The sequence below is a fragment of the Streptomyces sp. NPDC048419 genome (assembly GCF_043200415.1).
Taxonomy (GTDB): Bacteria; Actinomycetota; Actinomycetes; order Streptomycetales; family Streptomycetaceae; genus Streptomyces.
Genome location: NZ_JBICXT010000005.1, coordinates 369,288 through 392,462 on the forward strand (window position 1 = coordinate 369,288; position 23,175 = coordinate 392,462).

26 protein-coding genes are annotated in these 23,175 nt (G+C 70.2%); 8 read left to right on the plus strand and 18 right to left on the minus strand.

Features of this window, described 5'->3' with window-relative positions; genetic code table 11:
* Positions 1–130: 130 nt before the first annotated feature.
* Positions 131–1,381 (plus strand): PTS transporter subunit EIIC, encoded by a 1,251-nt coding sequence (locus ACGFYN_RS14495; RefSeq protein WP_393866140.1) that lies wholly within the window; start codon positions 131–133, stop codon positions 1,379–1,381.
* Between the two features lie 69 nt (positions 1,382–1,450).
* Here the strand turns inward: ACGFYN_RS14495 and ACGFYN_RS14500 are convergent, their stop codons facing one another.
* Complete coding sequence (locus tag ACGFYN_RS14500) at positions 1,451–2,203, minus strand: MBL fold metallo-hydrolase (RefSeq protein WP_393866141.1); 753 nt, start codon at positions 2,201–2,203, stop codon at positions 1,451–1,453.
* 234 nt (positions 2,204–2,437) lie between these two features.
* On the opposite strand from ACGFYN_RS14500, the gene ACGFYN_RS14505 reads away from it, so the two are divergent.
* Positions 2,438–2,890, plus strand: coding sequence for a type II toxin-antitoxin system PemK/MazF family toxin (locus ACGFYN_RS14505; RefSeq protein WP_393866142.1), 453 nt, complete (start codon positions 2,438–2,440; stop codon positions 2,888–2,890).
* Positions 2,891–2,918: 28 nt separating this feature from the next.
* Here ACGFYN_RS14505 and ACGFYN_RS14510 read toward each other — a convergent pair whose 3' ends face one another.
* The 7 genes from ACGFYN_RS14510 to clpS form a co-directional block, all read right to left on the minus strand.
* On the minus strand, positions 2,919–3,869 hold the full coding sequence (locus ACGFYN_RS14510; RefSeq protein ID WP_393866143.1) for a PLP-dependent cysteine synthase family protein: 951 nt from the start codon (positions 3,867–3,869) through the stop codon (positions 2,919–2,921).
* A 6-nt stretch (positions 3,870–3,875) separates the two neighbouring features.
* Positions 3,876–4,154 (minus strand): MoaD/ThiS family protein, encoded by a 279-nt coding sequence (locus ACGFYN_RS14515; RefSeq protein WP_393866144.1) that lies wholly within the window; start codon positions 4,152–4,154, stop codon positions 3,876–3,878.
* A 111-nt stretch (positions 4,155–4,265) separates the two neighbouring features.
* Entirely contained in the window at positions 4,266–4,361 is a 96-nt protein-coding gene (locus ACGFYN_RS14520; RefSeq protein WP_312025360.1) for a putative leader peptide, read from the minus strand.
* A 79-nt stretch (positions 4,362–4,440) separates the two neighbouring features.
* Positions 4,441–4,863 carry a Mov34/MPN/PAD-1 family protein gene (locus tag ACGFYN_RS14525; RefSeq protein WP_393866145.1) on the minus strand — a complete coding sequence of 141 codons (423 nt, stop codon included), beginning with the start codon at positions 4,861–4,863 and terminating at the stop codon, positions 4,441–4,443.
* A 144-nt stretch (positions 4,864–5,007) separates the two neighbouring features.
* Positions 5,008–6,441 carry an amino acid permease gene (locus ACGFYN_RS14530; protein ID WP_393866146.1) on the minus strand — a complete coding sequence of 478 codons (1,434 nt, stop codon included), beginning with the start codon at positions 6,439–6,441 and terminating at the stop codon, positions 5,008–5,010.
* A gap of 358 nt (positions 6,442–6,799) precedes the next feature.
* A complete protein-coding gene (locus tag ACGFYN_RS14535; RefSeq protein ID WP_393866147.1) occupies positions 6,800–7,405 on the minus strand; it encodes a DUF2017 domain-containing protein in 606 nt (201 codons plus the stop codon).
* A 12-nt stretch (positions 7,406–7,417) separates the two neighbouring features.
* Complete coding sequence (clpS, locus tag ACGFYN_RS14540; protein WP_393866148.1) at positions 7,418–7,735, minus strand: ATP-dependent Clp protease adapter ClpS; 318 nt, start codon at positions 7,733–7,735, stop codon at positions 7,418–7,420.
* A 58-nt stretch (positions 7,736–7,793) separates the two neighbouring features.
* Here clpS and ACGFYN_RS14545 point away from each other — a divergent pair, with 58 nt between their 5' ends.
* The gene (locus ACGFYN_RS14545; protein WP_393866149.1) at positions 7,794–9,140 is read left to right on the plus strand and encodes a nicotinate phosphoribosyltransferase; all 1,347 of its coding nucleotides are present in this window, start codon (positions 7,794–7,796) and stop codon (positions 9,138–9,140) included.
* Between the two features lie 109 nt (positions 9,141–9,249).
* On the plus strand, positions 9,250–9,840 hold the full coding sequence (locus ACGFYN_RS14550) for an isochorismatase family protein (RefSeq protein ID WP_393866150.1): 591 nt from the start codon (positions 9,250–9,252) through the stop codon (positions 9,838–9,840).
* 11 nt (positions 9,841–9,851) lie between these two features.
* Here the strand turns inward: ACGFYN_RS14550 and ACGFYN_RS14555 are convergent, their stop codons facing one another.
* Complete coding sequence (locus ACGFYN_RS14555; RefSeq protein WP_393866151.1) at positions 9,852–10,196, minus strand: hypothetical protein; 345 nt, start codon at positions 10,194–10,196, stop codon at positions 9,852–9,854.
* A 122-nt stretch (positions 10,197–10,318) separates the two neighbouring features.
* Positions 10,319–12,673, minus strand: a complete 2,355-nt coding sequence (locus ACGFYN_RS14560; RefSeq protein ID WP_393866152.1) for an immune inhibitor A domain-containing protein — start codon at positions 12,671–12,673, stop codon at positions 10,319–10,321.
* A 333-nt stretch (positions 12,674–13,006) separates the two neighbouring features.
* Here ACGFYN_RS14560 and ACGFYN_RS14565 point away from each other — a divergent pair, with 333 nt between their 5' ends.
* Entirely contained in the window at positions 13,007–13,282 is a 276-nt protein-coding gene (locus tag ACGFYN_RS14565; protein WP_393866153.1) for a hypothetical protein, read from the plus strand.
* A gap of 45 nt (positions 13,283–13,327) precedes the next feature.
* Here the strand turns inward: ACGFYN_RS14565 and ACGFYN_RS14570 are convergent, their stop codons facing one another.
* The gene (locus ACGFYN_RS14570; protein ID WP_393866154.1) at positions 13,328–14,029 is read right to left on the minus strand and encodes an RDD family protein; all 702 of its coding nucleotides are present in this window, start codon (positions 14,027–14,029) and stop codon (positions 13,328–13,330) included.
* An 89-nt stretch (positions 14,030–14,118) separates the two neighbouring features.
* Positions 14,119–15,624 (minus strand): RDD family protein, encoded by a 1,506-nt coding sequence (locus ACGFYN_RS14575; RefSeq protein ID WP_393866155.1) that lies wholly within the window; start codon positions 15,622–15,624, stop codon positions 14,119–14,121.
* 242 nt (positions 15,625–15,866) lie between these two features.
* Here ACGFYN_RS14575 and ACGFYN_RS14580 point away from each other — a divergent pair, with 242 nt between their 5' ends.
* Positions 15,867–16,280 (plus strand): SsgA family sporulation/cell division regulator, encoded by a 414-nt coding sequence (locus ACGFYN_RS14580; protein ID WP_393866156.1) that lies wholly within the window; start codon positions 15,867–15,869, stop codon positions 16,278–16,280.
* 16 nt (positions 16,281–16,296) lie between these two features.
* Here the strand turns inward: ACGFYN_RS14580 and ACGFYN_RS14585 are convergent, their stop codons facing one another.
* Positions 16,297–17,712 carry an FAD-binding oxidoreductase gene (locus ACGFYN_RS14585; protein WP_393866157.1) on the minus strand — a complete coding sequence of 472 codons (1,416 nt, stop codon included), beginning with the start codon at positions 17,710–17,712 and terminating at the stop codon, positions 16,297–16,299.
* A gap of 92 nt (positions 17,713–17,804) precedes the next feature.
* Here ACGFYN_RS14585 and ACGFYN_RS14590 point away from each other — a divergent pair, with 92 nt between their 5' ends.
* A complete protein-coding gene (locus tag ACGFYN_RS14590; RefSeq protein WP_393866158.1) occupies positions 17,805–19,265 on the plus strand; it encodes a tetratricopeptide repeat protein in 1,461 nt (486 codons plus the stop codon).
* Between the two features lies 1 nt (position 19,266).
* Here the strand turns inward: ACGFYN_RS14590 and nthA are convergent, their stop codons facing one another.
* The 5 genes from nthA to hppD form a co-directional block, all read right to left on the minus strand.
* Positions 19,267–19,848, minus strand: a complete 582-nt coding sequence (gene nthA / locus ACGFYN_RS14595; protein ID WP_393866159.1) for a nitrile hydratase subunit alpha — start codon at positions 19,846–19,848, stop codon at positions 19,267–19,269.
* Positions 19,838–20,134, minus strand: coding sequence for an SH3-like domain-containing protein (locus tag ACGFYN_RS14600; protein WP_393866160.1), 297 nt, complete (start codon positions 20,132–20,134; stop codon positions 19,838–19,840). The genes nthA and ACGFYN_RS14600 overlap by 11 nt, the downstream gene beginning before the upstream one ends.
* Complete coding sequence (locus tag ACGFYN_RS14605; RefSeq protein WP_393866161.1) at positions 20,127–20,408, minus strand: hypothetical protein; 282 nt, start codon at positions 20,406–20,408, stop codon at positions 20,127–20,129. Before ACGFYN_RS14605 ends, ACGFYN_RS14600 begins: the two co-directional genes overlap by 8 nt.
* A gap of 9 nt (positions 20,409–20,417) precedes the next feature.
* The gene (locus tag ACGFYN_RS14610) at positions 20,418–21,296 is read right to left on the minus strand and encodes a Teichoic acid biosynthesis protein C (Precursor) (protein ID WP_393866162.1); all 879 of its coding nucleotides are present in this window, start codon (positions 21,294–21,296) and stop codon (positions 20,418–20,420) included.
* A 110-nt stretch (positions 21,297–21,406) separates the two neighbouring features.
* The gene (gene hppD / locus ACGFYN_RS14615; protein ID WP_393866163.1) at positions 21,407–22,552 is read right to left on the minus strand and encodes a 4-hydroxyphenylpyruvate dioxygenase; all 1,146 of its coding nucleotides are present in this window, start codon (positions 22,550–22,552) and stop codon (positions 21,407–21,409) included.
* Between the two features lie 126 nt (positions 22,553–22,678).
* On the opposite strand from hppD, the gene ACGFYN_RS14620 reads away from it, so the two are divergent.
* A complete protein-coding gene (locus ACGFYN_RS14620) occupies positions 22,679–23,158 on the plus strand; it encodes an Lrp/AsnC family transcriptional regulator (RefSeq protein ID WP_384250063.1) in 480 nt (159 codons plus the stop codon).
* Positions 23,159–23,175: the final 17 nt, after the last annotated feature.

A 23,175-nucleotide genomic window follows, 5' to 3' on the forward strand; every position in this document is an offset into this window, starting at 1 on the left:
GGGGGCCTTCGTCATGCAACAGCGCGTAGCGATCCGGTAGCAGGAATCGCGGGTTCCTTTATGCGGACCCCATCTGCTACAACAGGTCTACACCACTCAGTGGTGTAGACCACCACCCCGGAGGAAGTATATGAGCACCGCCACCGCGCCTACGGCGGCCCCCACGAAGAAGTGGAGCTCAGGCCTGTTCCAGGGCCTGCAGAAGGTTGGCCGCAGCCTCCAGCTCCCGATCGCCGTGCTGCCGGCGGCGGGCATCCTGCTGCGACTCGGGCAGCAGGACATCCACGACAAGCTGAACCTGCCCGACAAGGTCACGGCGGTGTTCGCCACAGCGGGTGGCGCGATCTTCGACAACCTGCCGATGCTGTTCTGCATCGGTGTGGCGATCGGCTTCGCCAAGAAGTCGGACGGCTCGACGGCGCTCGCGGCGCTCGTCGGCTTCCTGGTCTACAGCAATGTCCTCAAGGCGTTCCCGGTCACCGAGGCGAAGGTCCTCAAGGGCGCGGACATAGCCGCGACCTACAACAACCCCGGTGTGCTCGGCGGCATCCTGATGGGTCTGCTGTCCGCGGTGCTGTGGCAGCGCTACCACCGCAAGAAGCTGGTGGACTGGCTCGGCTTCTTCAACGGCCGCCGCCTGGTGCCGATCATCATGGCGTTCGTCGGCACCGCCATGGGTGTCTTCTTCGGCCTGGTCTGGAAGCCGATCGGTGAAGGCATCTCGCACTTCGGCGAGTGGATCACCGGCCTCGGCGCGCTCGGTGCCGGTCTGTTCGGTCTCATCAACCGCGCGCTGATCCCGGTGGGCATGCACCAGTTCGTGAACTCGGTCTCCTGGTTCCAGATCGGCGACTTCAAGAACTCGGCAGGCCAGGTCGTGCATGGCGACCTCACCCGCTTCTTCGCCGGTGACCCGACCGCCGGACAGTTCATGTCGGGCTTCTTCCCGATCATGATGTTCGGTCTGCCGGCCGCCGCGATCGCCATCGCCCACTCGGCCCGCCCCGAGCGCCGCAAGGCCGTGATGGGCATGATGATCTCGCTCGCGCTGACCTCCTTCGTGACCGGTGTGACCGAGCCGATCGAGTTCTCGTTCATGTTCATCGCCCCGCTGCTCTACGCGATCCACGCGGTGCTGACCGCCCTGTCCATGGCGATCACCTGGGCGCTGGGCGTCCACGCGGGCTTCACGTTCTCCGCGGGCTTCATCGACTACGCGCTGAACTGGAACCTCGCCACCAAGCCCTGGCTGATCATCCCGATCGGTCTCGTCTTCGGCGCGGTCTACTACGTCGTCTTCCGCTTCGCCATCACCAAGTTCAACCTCCCCACCCCGGGCCGGGAGCCCGACGAGGAGGTCGAGGATCTCACCAAGGCGTGAGTCCCGCTCGCAGGGCATGACGAGGGCCCCGGCACCGAGAAGGTGCCGGGGCCCTCGTGTGTGAGGACTTCAGATCTCGTACGAGCGTCTCGGTGCCGCCAGTTCCACCGGCCCGGTGAAGACCTCGCGGGCGTCCCGGAGGTTGGCCTGGGGGTCGGTCCACGGGGGGATGTGGGTGAGGACCAGGCGGCGCGCGCCGGCGCGGGTCGCCGTCTCGCCCGCCTCGCGGCCGTTGAGGTGCAGGTCCGGGATGTTCTCCTTGCCGTGCGTGAAGGCCGCCTCGCACAGGAACAGGTCGGTGTCGTGGGCGAGTTCGTCCAGCGCGGGGCTGATCCCGGTGTCGCCGGAGTACGTCAGGGACGACCCGCCGTGCTCGACCCGGATGCCGTACGCCTCCACCGGATGGGCCACGCGCTCCGTGTGCACCGTGAACGGGCCGACCTCGAAGGTGGACGGCTTGACCGTGTGGAAGTCGAAGACCTCGCTCATGGAGGAGGCGGTGGGGGTGTCGGCGTACGCCGTGGTCAGGCGGTGCTCGGTGCCCTCGGGGCCGTAGACCGGGAGCGGGTCGCAGCGGCCGCCGTCGTGGCGGTAGTAGCGCGCCACGAAGTAGGCGCACATGTCGATGCAGTGGTCGGCGTGCAGATGGCTGAGGAAGATCGCGTCGAGGTCGTAAAGACCGCAGTGGCGCTGCAACTCGCCAAGGGCACCGTTGCCCATGTCGAGGAGCAGCCGGAAGCCGTCGGCCTCTACGAGGTAGCTCGAGCAGGCCGATTCCGCGGACGGGAACGACCCCGAGCAACCGACGACGGTGAGCTTCATGAAGCAGAAACCTCCGCGGGCGGGAACTTTTTCTGGCGGGAGACGGGGGTCGTGCGGTTCGTCGAGCGTAAGGCGCAAAACGCCCGGTCGCTCCTCTGGCAAGGGCTGTTGTGGGCGAACTCACCTGTGGTGTCACCGGTTCGGCTGGAACCGGGGGCGGTGGGGCGCCGGGGAGCGAGCACAGGTTCGACAGAGGGCGCGCGGCGCTCATCGCGCGCCGGTACCGTCGTCCGTATGGACACGTCATGGTGGCTCGCGCTCGCGGCCGTTGTGCTGCTCGCGCTGGTCGCCACGCTCGTCGACGGCTGGGGCCGGGGGCGCCGGCCCGCCGGACGCCGGAGCCGGCCGCCGGGACGGCCGGGCGGCCGGAAGGGGACACGGCCGCGGCCGGCGGAGATCTGGTGGGCGAACGTGCCCTACGAGGACGGGCCCGGCGCCAAGGACCGGCCCTGTCTGGTGCTGGTGGTGCACGGCGAGCGGGCGACCGTCGCGAAGATCACCAGCAGGTACCACGACGAGCGGGCCGGGGTGGTCCCGCTGCCCCCGGGTGCGGTGGGCGACGCGCAGGGGCGCGCCAGCTTCCTGGAGACCGACGAGCTCCGTGAGGTGCCGGTCTGGGACTTCCGGCGCAGGGTGGGTGTGGTGGACCCGGTCCTGTGGGACCAGGTCCGTCACCTGGCTACGTAGAGCGGCAAGGCGCAGGGCGCAGGACGGGCTACGCCCAGAGCTGGCCGTGCAGCGTCTCGATGGCTTCCTCCGTCGTCGCCGCCGTGTAGACGCCCGTCGACAGGTACTTCCAGCCGCCGTCGGCCACGACGAACACGATGTCCGCGCTCTCGCCCGCCTTCAGCGCCTTGTTGCCGACGCCGATCGCCGCGTGCAGTGCCGCGCCGGTGGAGACGCCCGCGAAGATGCCCTCCTGCTGGAGCAGTTCACGGGTGCGGGTGACCGCGTCCGCGGAGCCGACCGAGAAGCGGGTGGTCAGGACGGAGGCGTCGTAGAGCTCGGGGACGAAGCCCTCGTCGAGGTTGCGCAGGCCGTAGACCAGGTCGTCGTAGCGCGGTTCGGCGGCGACGATCCTGACGTCCGGCTTGTGCTCGCGCAGGTAGCGGCCGACGCCCATGAGGGTGCCGGTGGTGCCGAGGCCCGCGACGAAGTGGGTGACGGAAGGGAGGTCGGCGAGGATCTCCGGGCCGGTGGTCGCGTAGTGCGCGCCGGCGTTGTCGGGGTTGCCGTACTGGTAGAGCATCACCCAGTCGGGGTGCTCGGCGGAGAGCTCCTTGGCGACCCGCACGGCGGTGTTGGAACCGCCCGCGGCCGGGCTGGAGATGATCTCGGCGCCCCACATGCCGAGCAGGTCCCGGCGCTCCTGCGAGGTGTTCTCCGGCATCACGCACACGATGCGGTAGCCCTTGAGCTTCGCGGCCATGGCGAGGGAGATGCCGGTGTTGCCGGAGGTCGGCTCCAGGATCGTGCAGCCCGGGGTCAGCCTGCCGTCCTTCTCCGCCTGCTCGATCATGTGCAGGGCCGGGCGGTCCTTGACCGAGCCGGTGGGGTTGCGGTCCTCCAGCTTGGCCCAGATGCGGACGTCGGCGGACGGCGACAGCCGCGGCAGGCGCACCAGAGGGGTGTTGCCCACCGCGGCCAGCGGGGAGTCGTAACGCATCCGGGATCAGGCCATGCCGCCGGCCACGGCCGGCAGGATCGTGACGTTGTCGCCGTCGGCGACCTTGGTGTTGATGCCGTCGAGGAAGCGGACGTCCTCGTCGTTCAGGTAGACGTTGACGAAACGGCGCAGCTCGCCGTTGTCCACGATGCGGGCCTGGATGCCCGTGTGCCGGGACTCGAGGTCGGTGAAGAGCGCGGCGAGCGTGTCCCCGTTGCCCTCCACCGCCTTCTGGCCGTCGGTGTACGTGCGGAGGATGGTCGGGATGCGGACCTCGATGGCCATGGCTGAGGGCTCCTGTCGATGATTACGTCGGGTCTGTGGGCGCGCGGCGGCGCAGCGTGCGGGGTGGTACGTCGGTGCCGCGGCTCACGGCCGTACGGCGGCAGGGCAGCGTCAACAGATGGCGCTGGCGAGCCTGCACAGGTCGACGTGCAGGCGCGCCACGAGCAGCATGCCCGGCGTCTTCTCGCTCACGTCGTGGAGAACCATGGGGTCATCGTATCGATTCCCGGTCGGCCGTCCGGAGTGTGATCTCACATGCCGGACTATTTTCATCCGGTGTTCGAGATCAGTACGCCTGGACCACCGTGACCTCCTCCTCCGTGACCTCGCCCTCGACGATCCGGAAGGAGCGGAACTGGAAGTCGCCGAGGCCGTCGGTGTCGGCGGTGGAGACCAGGACGTAGTGGGCTCCTGGCTCGTTGGCGTAGGAGATGTCCGTGCGGGAGGGGTAGGCCTCGGTCGCGGTGTGCGAGTGGTAGACGATCACCGGCTCCTCGTCGCGGTCGTCCATCTCGCGGTAGAGCTTGAGCAGGTCGCCGGAGTCGAACTCGTAGAACGTGGGCGACATGGCCGCGTTCAGCATCGGGATGAAGCGCTCGGGGCGGTCCGAGCCCGCCGGGCCCGCGACGACGCCGCAGGCCTCGTCGGGGTGGTCCTTGCGCGCGTGCGCGACGATCTGGTCGACGAGGGCCTGGGTGATGGTCAGCATGTTCGCCAGGATATGCAGAAGGGCCGTCCCGTACCGAGGCGTGGTACGGGACGGCCCGAATGCCGGACGCCGTGAGCGGTGCCGCAGCGGATGCCACGAGTACCCGCTGTGGCCGGCGTCCGCGGTGAAGGCACGGAGTGAGCGTCAGCCCACCTTCTCCAGCGTCGGCTCGCGCCGTTCCGTCACTTCCGGATTGCGGGCCTTGAGCACCGCCCAGCCGATGCCGAGGGCGACCGCCCAGCCGGCCATCACGTAGAGGCAGATGCGGGAGTCGGCGTCGTAGGCGATCAGGCCGGTGACGAAGAGCAGGAACGCGATGGCGATGTACGAGCACACCGCTCCGCCCGGGGCCGGGAAGGACGAGGCGGGCAGCCGGCCCGCGTCGACCGCGCGGCGGTAGAGGACATGGCTGACCAGGATCATCAGCCAGGTCCAGATGCCGGCCGCGGTGGCCACCGAGGTGACGTAGCCGAAGGCCTTCTCCGGGACCACGTAGTTGAGGACCACGCCGATGCCCATGAAGAGCACGGAGACCGTGATGCCGAACGCGGGGGTCTTGGAGGCGGACAGCCTGCTGAAGACCTTCGGGGCCTCGCCGTTGTCGGCCAGGTTGCGCAGCATGCGGCCCGTCGAGTACATGCCGGAGTTGCAGGAGGACAGGGCCGCGGTCAGCACGACGAAGTTGACAATGCCCGCGCCGGCCGGGATGCCGATCACCGCGAACGCCTTCACGAAGGGGCTGACGCCCTCCGCGAACTCGGTCCACTTCACCACGCACAGGATGACGGTGAGGGCGCCGACGTAGAACAGCGCGATGCGCCAGGGCAGGGTGTTGATCGCCTTGGGAAGGGTCTTCTCCGGGTTCTCGGACTCGCCGGCCGTGACACCGACCAGCTCGACGGCGAGGTAGGCGAACATGACGCCCTGCAGCGTCATCAGGGACGAGCCGACGCCCTTGGGGAAGAAGCCGTCGAACTGCCAGAGGTTGGCGACGGAGGCGGTGTCGCCGGCGGCGCTGAAGCCGAAGGTGAGGACGCCGAGGCCGATGACGATCATGCCGATCAGCGCGGTGACCTTGACCATCGAGAACCAGAACTCCAGCTCGCCGAAGAGCTTGACGGAGATCAGGTTGACCCCGAAGAGCACCACCAGGAAGACCAGGGCGGTGGTCCACTGGGGGACGGAGGGGAACCAGTAGTTGACGTAGATCGCGGCGGCCGTCAGCTCGGCCATGCCGGTCACGACCCACATCAGCCAGTACGTCCAGGCGGTGAAGTAGCCGAAGAACGGGCCGAGGAACTCGCGGGAGTACTCCGCGAAGGAGCCCGAGACCGGGCGGTACAGGAGCAGCTCGCCGAGCGCCCGCATGATGAAGAAGATGATCACGCCCGCGAGGGCGTACATGAAGATGAGGCTGGGTCCGGCCTTGGCGATGTTCGCCCCGGCTCCTAGGAAGAGGCCGACGCCGACGGCGCCGCCTATGGCGATCATCTGGACCTGGCGGCTGCCGAGTCCGCGCTCGTACCCCTCTTCGGCCCGCTGCGGGGCCTCCTCGTTCTCGACCTGGGCGGAGGTCATGTGTGGTGCGCCTTTCTCCATGCCGACCCGGGCCTCTCGTCGGCCTCGGATCGGGTCTCGATCCCCCCGGATTGATGGAGCTGGGCGGGTTTTGCGGACCCGTCCGTGCCTGGCCGGCGATCCGCCGGCTCGGTGGCGCACCCGGCCGAACATGGGTGGTGTTCGCCGGGCGGTCGTGAAGATTTATCACGGCCGCAACAATGATCACTGCTGTGACATGTGGCACAGAACACAGGGAGAAGCGGACAAAGGTCGCCCGCGGAGGCATAGAAGGCCGCCGCGGTGACGTGATCGTTATCCGGATTTGAGCGTCCTCTGAGCGAACGCCGGAGTGCGACAGATCAGGACATCGCGAAGGTCACGACATCAGGGTCGAAACGAGCGTCTCCTGGAGGCCGCCCAGCCACAGGTACGCCATCACCATCGGCTTGCGCGGGTCCTCGTCGGGGAGCCGGTAGAGGAGGTCGGTGTCGTCCTCGTCGGTGATCTCCAGCCGGGAGCCGATCGCCAGGCGCAGGTCGTTCAGGGAGCTCAGCCACTGCCGGGACTCCTCGCCCGACAACTTGAGGACCGCCCCGCCGTCGGCGGCCGGCGTCAGCGCGTCCAGCGAGCGGACGACCGCGAGCGCGTTCTCGCGCTTGCCGGCCCGCAGGTCGTTCTCGGTGTAGCGGCGGAACTCGGCGGAGTACTCCCGCTGTTCCTCCGCGTCCTCCGCACGGGCGGGCGGGCCCTCGGGGTCGCTGTAGGCGTCCGGGAAGAGCCGTCGCAGCACCGGGTCCGCGGGGGGCTCGCTGGGGCCCTCGGCGAAGAGCTCGGCCAGCGGGTCGTCGGGCGCGTCCTCACCGGGGCCGGGTCCGACGAGCTCGAGGAGCTGCACGGCCAGCGACCGGATGATGGAGATCTCGACGTCGTCGAGGGCGACGGCCGCGCCGCCGCCGGGGAGCGGTTCGAAGTGTCCTGGCATGAAGTCGGTTCGCTACTTCCGGTCCTGCTGGAGGGTGGCCCACAGACCGTAGCCGTGCATGGCCTGCACGTCGCGTTCCATCTCCTCGCGGGAACCGCTGGAGACGACCGCCCGGCCCTTGTGGTGGACATCGAGCATGAGCTTGGTGGCCTTGTCCTTGGAGTAGCCGAAGTACGTCTGGAAGACGTACGTCACGTAGCTCATGAGGTTGACCGGGTCGTTGTGGACGATCGTGACCCAGGGGACGTCCGGCTCGGGTACGGCGGAGACCTCCTCCGCCGATTCGGTCCGTTCGATCTCAAGGGGAGCGGGTGACGTCACACTGCCCATGCTGCCATGGCCCCCACAAATCGTCACACTGACGCGAAGTGGGGTAGCATCTCCTGCCATGAACACAGCGGACCTTGGGCTGCCGGTGGACGTTCCCTCGACGGCGCTCTTCACGGATCAGTACGAGCTCACGATGCTGCAGGCCGCCCTCAAGGCGGGCACCGCCGAGCGGCGCAGCGTCTTCGAGGTCTTCACCCGGCGGCTGCCCGACGGACGGCGCTACGGCGTCGTCGCGGGCACCGGGCGTGTCCTGGACGCCGTGGAGAACTTCCGCTTCGACGCGGACATCCTCGCCTTCCTCCAGGAACGGGACATCGTCGACGAGGCGACACTCGAGTGGCTGGCCGGCTACCGGTTCAGCGGTGACGTGTGGGGCTACCCCGAGGGCGAGGTGTACTTCCCGGGCTCGCCGATCATGCGCGTCGAGGGCTCCTTCGCCGAGTGCGTGCTGCTGGAGACCGTGATCCTCTCGATCCTCAACCACGACTCCGCCATCGCCGCGGCCGCCTCCCGGATGTCCTCGGCCGCGGGCAGTCGCCCGCTGATCGAGATGGGCGCCCGCCGCACCCACGAGCTGGCCGCCGTCGCCGCCGCGCGCGCCGCGTACGTCGGCGGGTTCGCCTCCACCTCCGACCTGGCGGCCGGCTTCCGCTACAACATCCCGACCGTCGGCACCTCCGCGCACGCCTTCACCCTGCTCCACGACCACGAGCGGGACGCCTTCCGGGCCCAGGTCGACTCGCTCGGCCGGGGCACCACCCTGCTCGTGGACACCTACGACGTCGCCGAGGCCGTCCGCACGGCCGTCGAGGTCGCCGGGCCCGAGCTGGGCGCCGTGCGCATCGACTCCGGCGACCTGCTGCTGGTCGCGCACCGGGTGCGGCAGCAGCTGGACGAGCTGGGCGCCACCGACACGAAGATCATCGTGACCTCGGACCTGGACGAGTACGCCATCGCCTCGCTGGCGGCGGCGCCGGTGGACGCGTACGGCGTCGGCACGCAGCTGGTGACCGGGTCCGGGCACCCGACGGCCTCGATGGTCTACAAGCTGGTCGCCCGCGCGAGGTCCGACGACCCGAAGGCGCCGCTTGTACCTGTGGCCAAGAAGTCCAGCGGCGGCAAGACCTCCGTCGGCGGCCGCAAGTGGGCCGCGCGGCGGCTGGACGCGGACGGGGTCGCGGAGGCCGAGGTCGTGGGCACGGGCGGGATGCCGGCCGAACTCGCCGACCGGCAGCTGCTGGTCGAGCTGATCAAGGGCGGTGACGTGGTCTTCCGCGAGCCTCTGGACGTCGTACGCGACCGGCATGTGGCCGCGCTGGCCGGTCTGCCGCTCTCCGCGACCCAGCTCTCGCGCGGGGAAGCGGTGATCCCGACGGAGTACGTGACCCGCGGATCGGGTAGCTGACAGCCAGTGTCCGAAGGGGGGTGGCCGGGCATGCACCCCCCGCGCCCTCTCCCGCACCGCCCACGAAGTCTCTAGGCTCGAAGCTCACACACAGTCGAAGGACACCCGCATGCGCCGCGCCTTGATCGTCGTCGACGTCCAGAACGACTTCTGCGAGGGGGGCAGCCTCGCCGTGGCCGGGGGTGCCGACGTTGCCGCCGCCGTGACCGAGCTCATCGGGCAGGCGGCAGGCTCCGGCTACCAGCACGTGGTGGCCACCCGCGACCACCACATCGCCCCCGGCGGCCACTTCGCCGACAACCCCGACTTCGTCCACTCCTGGCCCGCGCACTGCGTCGCGGGCACCGAGGGGGTCGGCTTCCACCCGAACTTCGCGCCCGCCGTCGTCTCCGGGGCGATCGACGCCGTCTTCGACAAGGGGGCGTACGCGGCGGCGTACAGCGGTTTCGAGGGGGCCGACGAGAACGGCGTCAAGCTGGCCGACTGGCTGCGCGCCCGGGACGTCGGTGAGGTGGACGTCGTCGGGATCGCCACCGATCACTGCGTGCGCGCCACCGCGCTGGACGGTGTGCGGGAGGGCTTCCGTACGCAGGTCCTGCTCGAGCTGACCGCCGGGGTGGCCGCGGAGACCACCGAGCGGGCGCTCGCGGAGATGCGTGAGGCGGGCGTGGAGCTCTCCGGGAAGCCCGTCGTCGCGTAGGTGCGGCCGGCCTACGCGGGGGCCGCGGGGCGCCGCAGGAGGGCCCTGATGGGGTGCCACAGCTCCTGGGGGAGCTCCGGTCCGGGCACGACACCGTTGTCAGGGGCCGTTCGCCATATCAGGCCGTCGGGATGGTGCAGGACCGCGGTGATCTCGTCCGGCGTGGGCGGTGCGGCGTTGCCGCGCAGATAGACCGCCCGCATGCCGAGGTTGCGCAGCCTGGTCAGGGCGCGCGCCCGGTTGCGGGCATGGACCAGGACACGGACGCAGTCCGTGCCGTCGGCGGCGGGTCTGGGCAGGTTCAGAGCCACCACCACGCTGCCGGTCGGCAGCTTGCAGAAACCTCCTGCGGCCATGCAGGTCACACCCCCGTGCGAGTCGGTGTCAATAAGCGAAGCACAGGACGCACCTAAACACGATCGGCGGCAACCCGCCAGGGGGTTGCCGCCAATACGCTTCTGACCTGCGAAAATGCCGACTACTTCACCGCGGGGCCGATCTCGACCTTGATCGTCGAGCCGTTCTTGGCCTCCTGGACGATCTTGATCTTGGTGTTGGTGTCAGTGATCTTGACACCACCTGTCGGGTTCGACGCGTCGTAGTAGGTGCTGGCGTGGTCGTCGAAGACCGGCACCCCGGACGATCCCTTGATCTTGGTCGCCACGTCCGCGTTGTGCAGCGTGATGCCGTCGGTCGGGTACCGGCTGAACGGCGAGTCGTAGGCCTGCATGCGGTTGCGCATCAGCTTGCCGTCGGACCACTTGAGCGCCTTCGGGTGCGAGTCGACCGGAAGGATCAGGCCGGTGCCCGGGTGCTCGGTGGTGTTGTTGTCCGCCTGGGAGGTGTCCCACTTCCAGACCAACAGGCCGTTCTGGTACGGGTAGTGCTCCACCCAGTCCGGACGGGTCGTCGAGAAGCCGAAGTTGTACGGGCCGGTCTTCAGCGTCTTGTCGTACGACACGTACTGACGGTTCTCGGCGATGTAGTACTGCTTGTAGTCCTTGGTGAAGGACGCGCCGATGCGGGAGAAGCCGTTCGCGGTCCAACCGGCGTCCGCCGCCTCGGCGTTGTCGGAGAAGACCGTCGCGCCGTCCGCGGTCACCGTGATCTCGTCGGCCGCGAAGCCCTTCTGCGCCACGCCGCCGTCGGTCTGGTAGCGGAAGCGCAGCTGGACCTTCTGGCCCGCGTAGGCGTCCAGCGGGTACGACAGCTTCTTGTACGCGTCCAGCGTGCCGGTCAGGGCGGGCTTGTCGCTGCCGTCGCGCGGGATGGCCTGACCGTCCACCGTGCCGTCCAGGGCGGTCCAGTTGGCGCCGCCGTCGGTCGACACCTCGGCGTAGAGGTAGTCGTAGTTGGCCTCGATGTCGTACCAGCCGTCGAGCGTGAGGGCGGCCGACTTCTTGCCGGTGAGGTCGACCTCACGGGTCAGCGTGTTCTTCAGGTCGTTGCCGCTGCCGCTCCACCACTGGGTCGAGCCCTGCGCCGGCGCGACGACCTCGGTGGTGACCGCCTTGTCGGGCAGCGAGACCACCAGGCCCTGCTTGTTCTTGGTGTTGTACTCGGCGACGCCCAGGGTCTGCTTCGCCTTCTTACCGGCCTTCGCCGTGCCGTAGTTGAGCCAGCCCAGCTGCAGCTTGTCCCAGGCGTTCATGTCGCCCGGCAGGTCGCCGATGGCCCGCTTGCCGGTGCCGAGCCAGGAGCCGGAGGACATCAGGGTCCAGAAACCGGTGGAGTTGTCCCCGCCGGCCGTGTCGTACTCGTCGGGCAGACCGAGGTCGTGGCCGTACTCGTGGGCGTAGACGCCGAGTCCGCCGTTCTCCGGCTGCATCGTGTAGTCGCCGACCCACATGCCGGTGTCGCCGACCTGGGTGCCGCCGAGCTTGTTGTTCTCGGGGCCGGTGGCGCCGGCGTCGGTGCCGAAGGCGTACCAGCGGTGGGCCCAGATCGCGTCGGTGCCCTGCGCGCCGCCACCCGCGGACTCGTCCTCGCCGGCGTGCACGATCTGGAAGTGGTCGATGTAGCCGTCGGGCTCGTTGAAGTTGCCGTCGCCGTCGTAGTCGTAGCGGTCCCACTGGTCGTACTGGGCGAGGTCCGCCTTGATGGCGGCGTCCGACTGGCCGACCGCCTTCTGGTCGGCGACCCAGGCGTTCAGGCCGTCGCGCACCAGGTTCCAGGCGGTGGAGCAGGTGGTGGAGCCACAGGCGTTGTTGCCGTAACGGGCCTCGTTGTAGGGGACCTTGACCCAGTCGCTGACCTCGCCGTTCACCGAGTAGCGGCCCGAGGACTGCTTCTCGTAGTACTTCTTCAGCGACTCGGTGTTCTTGCCGGTGCCGAAGTAGAGGTCCTGGAAGTGCTTCTGGTTGTAGTCCGCCTGCCAGGCCGTGGAGTTGTCCTTGGCGCGGTCGGGCGCGGCTATCTGGTTGTGCAGGGGGCCGGCGGTGCCGCCGTACTTCGGGTCCGTCTGGTCACCGAACTCGGCCAGGACGGTGAAGATCTTGTCGGTCTTCTCCCGGCCCAGTTCGACGTACTTGCTGTCGCCCTTCTTGCTCTTGAGCTGGACGACGTGCGAACCATTGCGGTCCTTGACCTGGGTCTTTCCGGATATGACCTCGCTCAGCGCCTCCTGGCGCTGGGCCTCCTGGGTCCTGGAGAGCGGCCCGTCGAGGTTGTGTTCCTTCATGCTCATGACCGCAGCGGGGTCATGGCGGTCGACGGTGGCGGACTTGGCCGGTTCGGCGGCCTGCGCCATGGCGAACGTCGAGAAGGTGGCGGTTGCCGCCGCGAGCGCGACCCCGATCGCGGTCGCTCTGAACGTCCAAGGTCTTTGGGTCACTTGGGTTCCTCTTGGTGAAGGTGGCCAGTCAAGTGACGCAATTTGACTAGAGGTCGGTAAGAAAAGACAGGGCTTGACTTGGACAGAACAAGTGCACTATGCGGATGGGGAGTCCGCTTTACGAACGCTCCGACCGGCGCGTTCGCCCGTCCACGTGATGGACGCCATGACTCCGTGCGCCCCCTGTGCACCGGCACTGTTGGTTAGGTCACGCTTACCGTTCGTTCCACTCGGGCACACACGCGATTAGAGTCGGTTGGCGGACAGCCTTGAACATGGCGGAAAGCCAGGCCGACACCCCCGTGGACCCCCACTTCCGAGGACACGATTGCCATGCCTCGTCCGACGCCCGCCCAGCTCGTCTACGGTTCGTGCACCGTGATCTTCTCGACGCTCGCCATGCTGCTGCTGTCACAGACGAGTTCGGGCGTCGGGATCGCCGTCATCGCCGTCGCGGCACTCGCCCTCGGACTCCTGGTCGCCATGACGGCGCCTCTGCCCAGGACCAGGGTCGTCGCGGAGGGGCGGCCTGCCGAGCAGGAGACGCCCGTACCGGCCGCGGTCGGCACATCGGCGTCCCGGCCCGTGCACGAACGCGCCGCATCCTGACGCCGTCCGGAAACACCGCCCGGCCGAGGCCGCCGCGCGCCCGCGTCAACGGGTGCTGACCACCACCGTCTTGGCGGCCTTGTCGTGCAGGCCCTGCTTGTAGGGCCGGTCGAAATAGCTCCAGCCACCGCAGATCGCGGTCCAGATGCAGGCGCAGCAGAACGCGAACGGAAGCCACAGAACGGCCGCGCGCGCCAGCGAGGTCTGCACGGAGGGCGTGGAGCCGTCGTTCAGGTTGGCCACCCGCATGTTCAGCCACTTCTTGCCGAGCGTCTGTCCCGACTTGCTGATCAGATACGTGTCGTAGGCGATGTAGAGCACGGCCGCGACGACGGACTGCGCGAAGGACTTGCCGTACTCGATCTTGTTGCCGTTCACGCTGTACTCGTGCACGCCCATCGGCCAGGTGAGCAGCCAGACGACGATGCCGACCAGGATCAGGTCCACGATCCGGGCCAGCGTCCGCTTGCCGCTGTCGGCGAGCGGGGGCATGCCGGCGAGCGGGTCGTTGGGATAGGCGCCACCGCCGTGGGGGTCGCCGGCGGTGTACGGTCCGCCGCTGTAGGGCGGCGGCTGCTGACCGGGAGGAGGCTGCTGATGGGGTGGCGGCTGACCGCCCGGTCGCGGCTGACCGCCGCCGCCCGGCGCGTCGTACGGTGAGCCCGACCCCTGGCCAGGCGGGGGCTGCTTCCTGAACGGGTCGTCCTCCGGTGGCTGTCCGGAGCCCGGGGGCGGTTCGGTGCTCATGGCCCGAGTGGACCGCGAACCTCCGCGCCCCGCATCCGGCGAACGGCCGTCCGGAGTACCGAATCAGCTGGTGCGTACGCCGTAGGCGGTCATCCCGCGACGAACGTACCCGCCGCCTTGTCGTGCCAGCACTGGCGCCACGGGCGGTCGAACAGGCACCAGGCGACGCCCACGACACCCACCACGAGCAGGCCAGGCACGCTGTACACGAGCCAGCGGCGCAGCGCCCCGCCGAAGGACGGCGGCTCGTGCCCCTCGATGTCCTGCACCTGGAGCCCGAGCAGCTTCTTGCCCAGGGTGCGGCCCCATCGGGCGGTCGGCAGCGCCTCGTAGAGGACGCCGAACAGGAGCAGCACGGCGAGCACGACGCCCAGGTACACCGAGGTCGTGCCGTCCAGCAGCCATACGGTCTCGGTCCGGCCGGAGAGCTTGGCCGCGTCGATCTTCCCGTCGACGTGGTCGAGCGCCTTGGTGCCCAGCGGTACGGCCGCCGCGGCGGTGACGGCCAGCAGGACGACGGTGTCCAGGAGCCGGGCGGCCAGCCGCTTGCCGAGGGCCGCGGGGCGGGCCTCGGACTGCCGGCGGGCGGCGGCCGTGAAGATGTCCTCGACGGGCGGCTTCCAGGGGGCGACCGGCTGCTCCTCCTCGGCGCCCGCGAGCCGGTGCACCTGTTGGGCCCAGGAGGACTGACCGCCGCCGTGGCCGCTGGTCAGGGGTGCGGCGCCGGGCTGCCCCAAGGGGGCCTGGCCGGCCGGGGGTTGGCCGCCGGGAGGCTGCCCGGTCGCGGCGGGCCGGCCGGCGCCGGACTGCGGCGGGACCGTCGGAGAGGCCTGCTGGGGGCCGGAGTACCCGGGCTGCGCGGGCGGGGCGGCCGAGGGCTGGGGCTGCGCCGCGGCGCGCTCGGCCGCCGCCTTGCCCGCGCCGAAACCGGGCTTCTGCGCGCTCTGGGCCTGCGCCCCGCCCTGCGCTCCCGTACGCGGGGACACCGCGCGGAACGTCATCGTGCCCTCGTCGCCCACGGGGCCGCCGGGACCCGGGATGCCGGGAGCGGCCGTGCCCTTGGCGCCCGCGGCCCCCGGCCCCGCGGACGGCGCCGTCGGCCGGCGGAAGACGAACGTGCCGCCGGAGTCCACGTCGCCGGAGCCCTGGTCCGCCGGCGGGATGGTGGCCGTGCCGTCCGTGCGGGCGGCCTGGCCGTCCGGCTGGGACGGCGGAGCGGCGGGCACCCGCGGGTCCGCGGCCGGCGGGGAGCCCCAGGACACCCGGCGGTCCTGGTCGCCGCCGAAGCCGGACTGGTGGACGGCGTCGGCGCCCCAGGCGGACGCGGGTTCGGGACGGCCGCCGTGCTGGGCCTCGGCCGGGGACGGCCCGGGCTCGGGGTCCTCGTCGAAGAAGTGCGGTCCCGTCTCCTCCACCGGAGCCGGGCGCGCGCCGGGCGGCGGCGCGAGCGACTCGCCGTCCGTCGGCGCCGGACGGCTGGTGCCCGGTACCCAGGCCGCGCCGTTCCAGTACCGGACATATCCAGGAATGGACGGATCCGGGTAATACCCCTCGCGGGGCCTGTTGTCACCGGGGGCCGGGGTTGGGGCACTCATGACCGTCGTCCCGTATCTGCTCGGGGGTGAATATGGGGGGTCCACATCTATCAGACCCGCTGCTCCCCCACCGCCAGTCCCGCCGGACCCACCCCTTTCCGGGCAACCCCGTGCACGGCCTTCACAGACCCGGAAAAAAAGTTCCCGCAACCCGCGTAATGATCGGGCGGCCTCCCCCTCTCTCCTCGTACGGGCCCACCGCGGGGCCCCCGTACACCTGCCCGAGAGAGGAACCGGACGCCATGCACTACACCGTGGTGGAACGCGAGCTGGAGCTCAGACTGATCCTGTCCCCGGGGCGCAGCGTCCCGGTCCCGGCGCGGCTGAGCTACCGCACCGACGATCCGTACGCCGTCCACGTCACCTTCCACATCAACTCCGAGAGCCCGGTGTACTGGACGTTCTCCCGCGACCTGCTGGTGGAGGGGGTGTTCCGGCCGTGCGGGCACGGGGACGTGCGGGTGTGGCCGGCCAAGTCGGACGGCCGCAGCGTCGTCCTGATGGCGCTGAGTTCACCCGACGGTGACGCCCTGCTGGAGGCGCCGGCCGCCCAGGTCTCGGCCTGGCTGGAGCGGACGCTGCGGGTGGTGCCCCCGGGGGCCGAGGGCGAGCAGCTGGGGATCGACGACGCGCTCGATCAGCTGCTCGCCCGGTGACCCCACCGGGGCCGGCTCAGAACAGCTTGCCCGGGTTCAGGATGTCCAGCGGATCGAAGACCCGCTTGATCTGCCGCTGCATCTCCACCCCCACCGGGCCGATCTCGCGCGCCAGCCACTCCTTCTTCAGTACGCCCACGCCGTGCTCGCCGGTGATCGTGCCGCCGAGCTCCAGGCCGAGGGCCATGATCTCGTCGAAGGACTCGCGGGCGCGCCGGGACTCCTCGGGGTCGGCGGCGTCGAAGCAGACCGTCGGGTGCGTGTTGCCGTCGCCCGCGTGCGCCACGACCCCGATGGTCAGCTGGTACTTCTCGGCGATCCGGTCGGTGCCCTCGAGCATCTCGCCGAGCCTGGACCGGGGCACGCACACGTCGTCGATCATCGTGGTGCCGCTGACGGCCTCCAGCGCGGTGAGCGACAACCGCCGCGCCTGGAGCAGCAGTTCGGACTCGGCGAAGTCGTCGGCGGGAACGACCTGGGTGGCGCCCGCGGCCTCGCACAGCGCGCCGACGGCGGCGAGGTCGGCTGCCGGGTCGGGGGTGTCGAAGGCGGCCAGCAGCAGGGCCTCGGTGGTCTCCGGCAGGCCCATCTGCGCCATGTCGTTGACCGCCTTGACCGTCGTGCGGTCCATCAGCTCCAGCAGGGACGGCACATGGCCGCCCGCCATGATCCGGCACACCGCGTCGCAGGCGGCGGCCCCCGACGCGAACTCGGCCGCCAGCACCAGCTGCTGCGGCGGCTGCGGCCTGAGCGCCAGGATCGCCCGTACGACGATGCCGAGCGAGCCCTCGGAGCCGACGAAGAGGCGGGTGAGGTCGTAACCGGCGACACCCTTGGCGGTACGGCGGCCGGTGGACATCAGCCGTCCGTCGGCCAGCACCACCTCGAGGCCGAGCACGTACTCGGCGGTGACCCCGTACTTCACACAGCACAGGCCGCCCGAGGCCGTCCCGATGTTGCCGCCGATGGTGCACATCTCCCAGCTGGAGGGGTCCGGCGGGTAGTACAGGCCGTGCTCGCCGACCGCGCGGGACAGGGCGGCGTTGATGACGCCCGGCTCCACCACGGCGATGCGGTCGACCGGGTTGATCTCGAGGATCCTGTCCATCTTCGTCAGCGACAGTACGATGCAGCCCTCGCAGGCGTTGGCGCCGCCCGACAGGCCGGTGCGGGCGCCCTGCGGGACGACCGGGACGCGCAGTTCGGTGGCGACGCGCATGACGTGCTGCACCTGCTCGACCGTGCGCGGCAGCACGACCACCGCCGGGGCGCCGGCCGGGCAGAAGCTGGCCATGTCGTTGGCGTAGGAGACCGTGACGTCCGGATCGGTCAGGACGGCCTCGGCGGGCAGACCGGCCAGGAGCCGGTCGACGAGGTTTCCGTTCACCGCTGTGTCCTCATCGCGACGCGCTTCGATACGGCTCATGATCACAGGTTCGCACCCGGGGCCATCGGTGTGAACCCCGTCTACGGCACTGGACGTATGCCGGGATGTGCTCGTCGTACTGACGCACAGTGATCGCCATGGAGAAGCAAGCGGAGGCCGCCGGGCGGACGCGGGGCAGAAGAGGCCGGCGGGTGCTGATCGCCGCCGTCGCGGGGTGTGCCGTGCTCGGCGGGGCGCTGGCGCTGTGGCCCTGGCAGCGGCCGGCCGTGCGCCCGCCCGCCGTGCCCGCGCCGGGTGCGGAGGCGCTGACGGCGGTCTCCGCGGGCGTGCCGGCCGCGCTGCCCGACCTGGCGACGCTGATCGGTCAGTGCGAGGCCCTGCTGCGCACGCATCCCGAGGACGCCCGGTCCTGGGCGGTGCTCGGGTCGGCCTACGTCGAGCAGGGGCGGCGCACGGCGGACGCCGGGAACTACCCGCGGGCCGAGAAGGCCCTGCGCACCTCGCTGAAGGTGCTGCCGCAGAAGAACGCCGTGGCGCTGGACGGCATGGCGGCACTGGCGAACGCCCGCCGGGACTTCCGGTCGGCGCGGACCTGGGGCGAGGCGGCGCTGAAGCTCGACGCGAAGCGCTGGACGGCGTATCCGCCGCTGATCGACGCCTACACCGGGCTCGGGGACTACAAGGCGGCCAAGCGGACGCTGGACCGGCTGCTGGAACTGCGCACCGGGGCGGCCGTACAGGGGGTCGCCGCGGCCGTCTACCGCGACCGGGGCTATCGCGAGGACGCGGCGGCGTCCCTGTCCGACGCGGCGGCGGCCGCGGCCCAGCCTGCCGAGCAGGCCGCGTATCTGGAGCGGGCCGGGGAGCTGGCCTTCGAGCGCGGGGACCTGGACGAGGCCCTGCGGCGCTTCCAGGCGGCGGTCCGGCTGGACCCCGACCAGCGGGCGGCGCAGGCCGGGCAGGGGCGGACGCTGGCCGCACTGGGCCGCACGACGGAGGCGCTGAACGCCTACCGGGTGGCGCTCGACAAGCAGCCGTGCCCCCAATACGCGCTGGAGCTGGGCGAGTTGTACGAGTCGCTGGGGCTGGCGCAGGCGGCCCGGGTGGAGTACGACCTGCTGCGCACCCGGGCGGCGGACGACGCCGCGGGCGGGGTGGACGACGAGCTGGTGCTCGGGATCTTCGAGGCCGACCACGGCGACCCGCAGGCAGCCGTGCGCCGGCTGCGCGCGGAGTGGCAACGGCAGCCGGGGATCGAGGTGGCCGACGCGCTGGGGTGGGCCCTGCACCGGGCCGGTGACGACAAGGAGGCCCTGAAGTTCGCCACGGTCGCCACGGACCGGGCGCACGGGGGCGGCGTCCGCAGCGCGCCGTACTCCTACCACCGGGGCATGATCGAGCAGGAGATGGACCTGTCCGCGCCCGCGCGACGGCATCTTCAGGAGGCGCTGCGGATCAACCCGCACTTCTCGCCGCTCGCCGTGCCGCTTGCCCGGCAGGCGCTCGCGGCGCTGGGCGAACCGCCCGACGAGCCGGTGCCCACGGGCACGCCGAGCGAGGACGACGTGGACAACAAGGCGCATGGGCAGGCCCGTTGACTCAGACCGCGGCGGTGCCGATCAGGGCGTTGCGGGTGACGAGGGCGGCCAGCTGCTCCTCCCCGAGGCCGTCCGTGCCCTCCGGGCGGCGCGGCAGCACCATGTAGCGGGTCTCGGCGCTGGAGTCCCACACCGTGATCTCCGTGCCGGCGGGCAGCTCGACGCCGAACTCGGCCAGCACGGCCCGGGGTTCGCGCACCACGCGGGAGCGGTAGGCCTCCGACTTGTACCAGCTCGGGGAGGGTCCGAGCAGCCGCAGCGGATAGCAGGAGCAGAGGGTGCAGACGATGACGTTGTGCGTCGTCCGCGTGTTCTCGACGACCCGCAGGCGCTGGTACGAGCCCTCCATGAAGCCGAGTTCGCGCACGGCCGCGGTGCCGTCCGCCAGCAGCCGCGCCCTGAAATCCGCGTCGGTCCAGGCCCGGGCGACGACCCGCGCGCCGTTCGCGGGCGACGCCCCGGACAGCGACGCGTCGATGATCTCGTCCAGCCGGGCGCCGGAGAGCACGCCCTTCTCCTCCAGCAGGGTCTCAAGGCGCCGCACCCGCTGCGCGATCGTCGCGTCCCCGTGGTCACCGCTCATCGGCTGCATCCTCTTCGTACGCTTCCAGGTAGCTTTCCCACAGGTCCAGTACGACGTGGTGGTCGCCCTCGCCCCACAGGTCGCGGGCCGCGAACCGGACCGCGTAGATCTGCTCGACCGGCGCCTCCCCGCGGCCCTGCGCGCTGACGTCGGCGAGTTCGGCCGGACCCTCCGGCTCGACGACGACGCCCCGCTTGCCGCGGGCGTAGCGCGGCAGGCGGGTGTGGTGCGGCGGGTCGTGGCGGTAGGTGCGCACGGGCGTGCCCGGTGGGAAGCGGTCAGTCATCGAGCTCACCGGGCTTGATCACGCCCTTCTGCTCCAGCAGGGTGCGGACCGCGAGGAACCAGCGCTCGTAGTACGACGTCGACAGGTACTCCGCCGGCGGCATCGACTCGATCGCGTCCCGGAACTCGTTGGTGTTGAAGATCCCCTGGGCGCGCAGGGCGTTGACGAGCCCGACCACGCGCGCCTCCCAGTCCGCGTGGAAGGGCTCCGCGTCGTCGCTGATGTCGATCGCGCCGAAGTTCTGGACGCCGCCCACGTCGTTGATCCTGGCCATGCGGCAAGCCTACGGCCGGGCGGCCGCCGCGTCGTCCTTGACGAGGATCGAGAAGCGGCGCGCCCCCACCGCCCCCGAGGCGAGGCCGAAGTAGACCTTCGGGTCCGCGCCGCCGCGCACGGCCACGCCCTCCGGCTCGCGGTGGCTGAGCTGGTACCCGGCCACCGTGCGCGCCTGCTGGAGGAGCTTGCCGCTGGTGAGGGAGAGACTGGAGAGGTACGCGTTGCCGCGCCCCGCCACCGGGTTGGTCCTCGCGTCGTAGGCGGAGCCCGCGACCTGGTAGATGACGTCACCGTGCAGGGCGTACCCCTGGAACGGGACCGCCGCGTCGGGGTGCGCGCCCACCTGGGCGATGTCCGCGACCGGACCGGCGTAGCGGCCGGCCACGAAGGCGTCCAGGTCCCAGACGCGGTAGCGCGGCCTGTCGGCCCCGTCCCGGTAGCGGACGGCGATGCGTTTCGACGTCATGCACACCGACGGCTGGTTGTTGATCGAATCCGGCACCGGTCGGCGGACGGCGACCTGCGAACGGGTGCGCACGGCGCCGTTCTTGAAGTGGAAGCGGGCGACGCCCTGGCCGAAGCCCCTCTCGGCGTCGGCTTCGGTCCAGATCCAGGTGCTGCCGTCCTTGGCGTCACGCTGGACGCCCATGCTGACGCCGTGCCCGAACCGCCGGAGGTACATGTGGCCGAGCAACGCGCCCTTGTAGTCGAGCCGGTTGAGGCACAGATCGCCGGCCGCGTGACCGGTGGCGGTGATCTGCAGGACGTAGAGGTGCCTGTTCGGCTCGTCGAAGGCGAACGACTGGAGCACCGTCGGCTCCCTCAGCGTGGCCTTCTGCCACAGCCGGCGCTCGGACGGTACGGCGAGATTGATCGCAGCGGACACCGGTCCCCCCACTGTCCCGTGGATGCCACCGCGGCACCCACAGGACAAGAGGTTGTCAATGTCCGTTCAGCGGTTGCAAGTTCTGCGAACTCACAGGTTCCCCACCGGCCTCACAGGTTGCCGCGCTTCTCCTGCTCCCGCTCGATCGCCTCGAACAGGGCCTTGAAGTTGCCCTTGCCGAAGCCCATCGAGCCGTGCCGCTCGATGATCTCGAAGAAGACGGTCGGCCGGTCCTGGACCGGCTTGGTGAAGATCTGCAGCAGATAGCCGTCCTCGTCGCGGTCGGCCAGGATCTTCAGCTCGCGCAGCGTCTCCACGGGCACGCGGGTGTCGCCGACCCACTCGCCGAGGGTGTCGTAGTAGGAGTCCGGGGTGTTGAGGAACTCCACGCCGGCCGCGCGCATCGTGCGGACCGTCTGCACGATGTCGCCCGTGTTGAGCGCGATGTGCTGCACGCCCGCGCCGCCGTAGAACTCCAGGTACTCGTCGATCTGGGACTTCTTCTTGGCGACGGCGGGCTCGTTGATCGGGAATTTCACCTTGAGCGTGCCGTCGGCCACCACCTTCGACATCAGCGCGCTGTACTCGGTGGCGATGTCGTCGCCCACGAACTCCTTCATGTTCGTGAAGCCCATGACCTTGTTGTAGAAGCCGACCCACTCGTTCATCTTCCCGAGCTCGACGTTGCCGACGCAGTGGTCGACCGCCTGGAAGGTGCGGTGGGCGGGCGGCTCGACGATCGTCGCCGCGGCGACGAAGCCGGGGAGGTAGGGGCCGTCGTAGCCGGAGCGCTCGACGAGGGTGTGGCGGGTCTCGCCGTAGGTGGCGATCGCGGCCAGGACGACCGTGCCGTGCTCGTCCTTCATCTCGTACGGCTCGGCCACCGAGCGGGCGCCGTGCTCGATCGCGTAGGCGTAGGCGGCCCGGGCGTCCGGGACCTCGATGGCGAGGTCGACGACGCCGTCACCGTGCTCGGCCACGTGCTGCGCGAGGAAGGTGCCCCAGGTGGTGTGGGGCTTGATGACGGAGGTGAGGACGAAGCGCGCCGAGCCGTTCTCCAGCACGTAGCTCGCGGTCTCGCGGCTGCCGTTCTCCGGTCCGGAGTAGGCGACCAGCTGCATGCCGAAGGCGCTGGAGTAGTAGTGCGCCGCCTGCTTGGCGTTGCCCACGGCGAAGACGACCGCGTCCATTCCCTTGACCGGGAAGGGGTCGGCCTGCCGGGCGGTGTCGGGAGTGTGGTGTGTGGTCTGCGTCATAGCGGCAGCCTGGCCCCCGTACGCAAGGTGCGCAATAGTTTGCGGAATTGCTGGGCAATGTGCTCAGCGAAAGGCCTGCAGCAGCGGCCCTTCTGTACAGGATGCCCACTCGATCGGGAGGCTGATGTGGCGATCGACCAGCTGGACGGCCGGATCATCGTGCTGCTGGCGCGGGAGCCGCGGATCGGGGTGCTGGAGATGTCCCGGCGGCTCGGGGTGGCGCGCGGGACGGTGCAGGCCCGGCTGGACCGCCTTCAGTCGAATGGCGTCATCCGCGGGTTCGGGCCCCAGGTGGATCCGGCCGCCCTCGGATACCCCGTCACCGCCTTCGCCACCCTGCAGATCCGGCAGGGCCAAGGGCCGGACGTACGGGCCCACTTGGCGACCGTGCCCGAGGTGCTGGAACTGCACACCACCACCGGCAGCGGGGACATGCTCTGCCGTCTGGTGGCCCGCTCCAACGCCGATCTCCAGCGGGTCATCGACCGGGTTGTCGGATTTGATGGCATTGTCCGGGCCGCCACCGCTATCGTCATGGAAAATCCCGTTCCGCTGCGGATCATCCCGCTGGTGGAGCAAGCGGCCGAGGAACCGGAGCGGACCTAGCCGATCCTGGGGTGAGC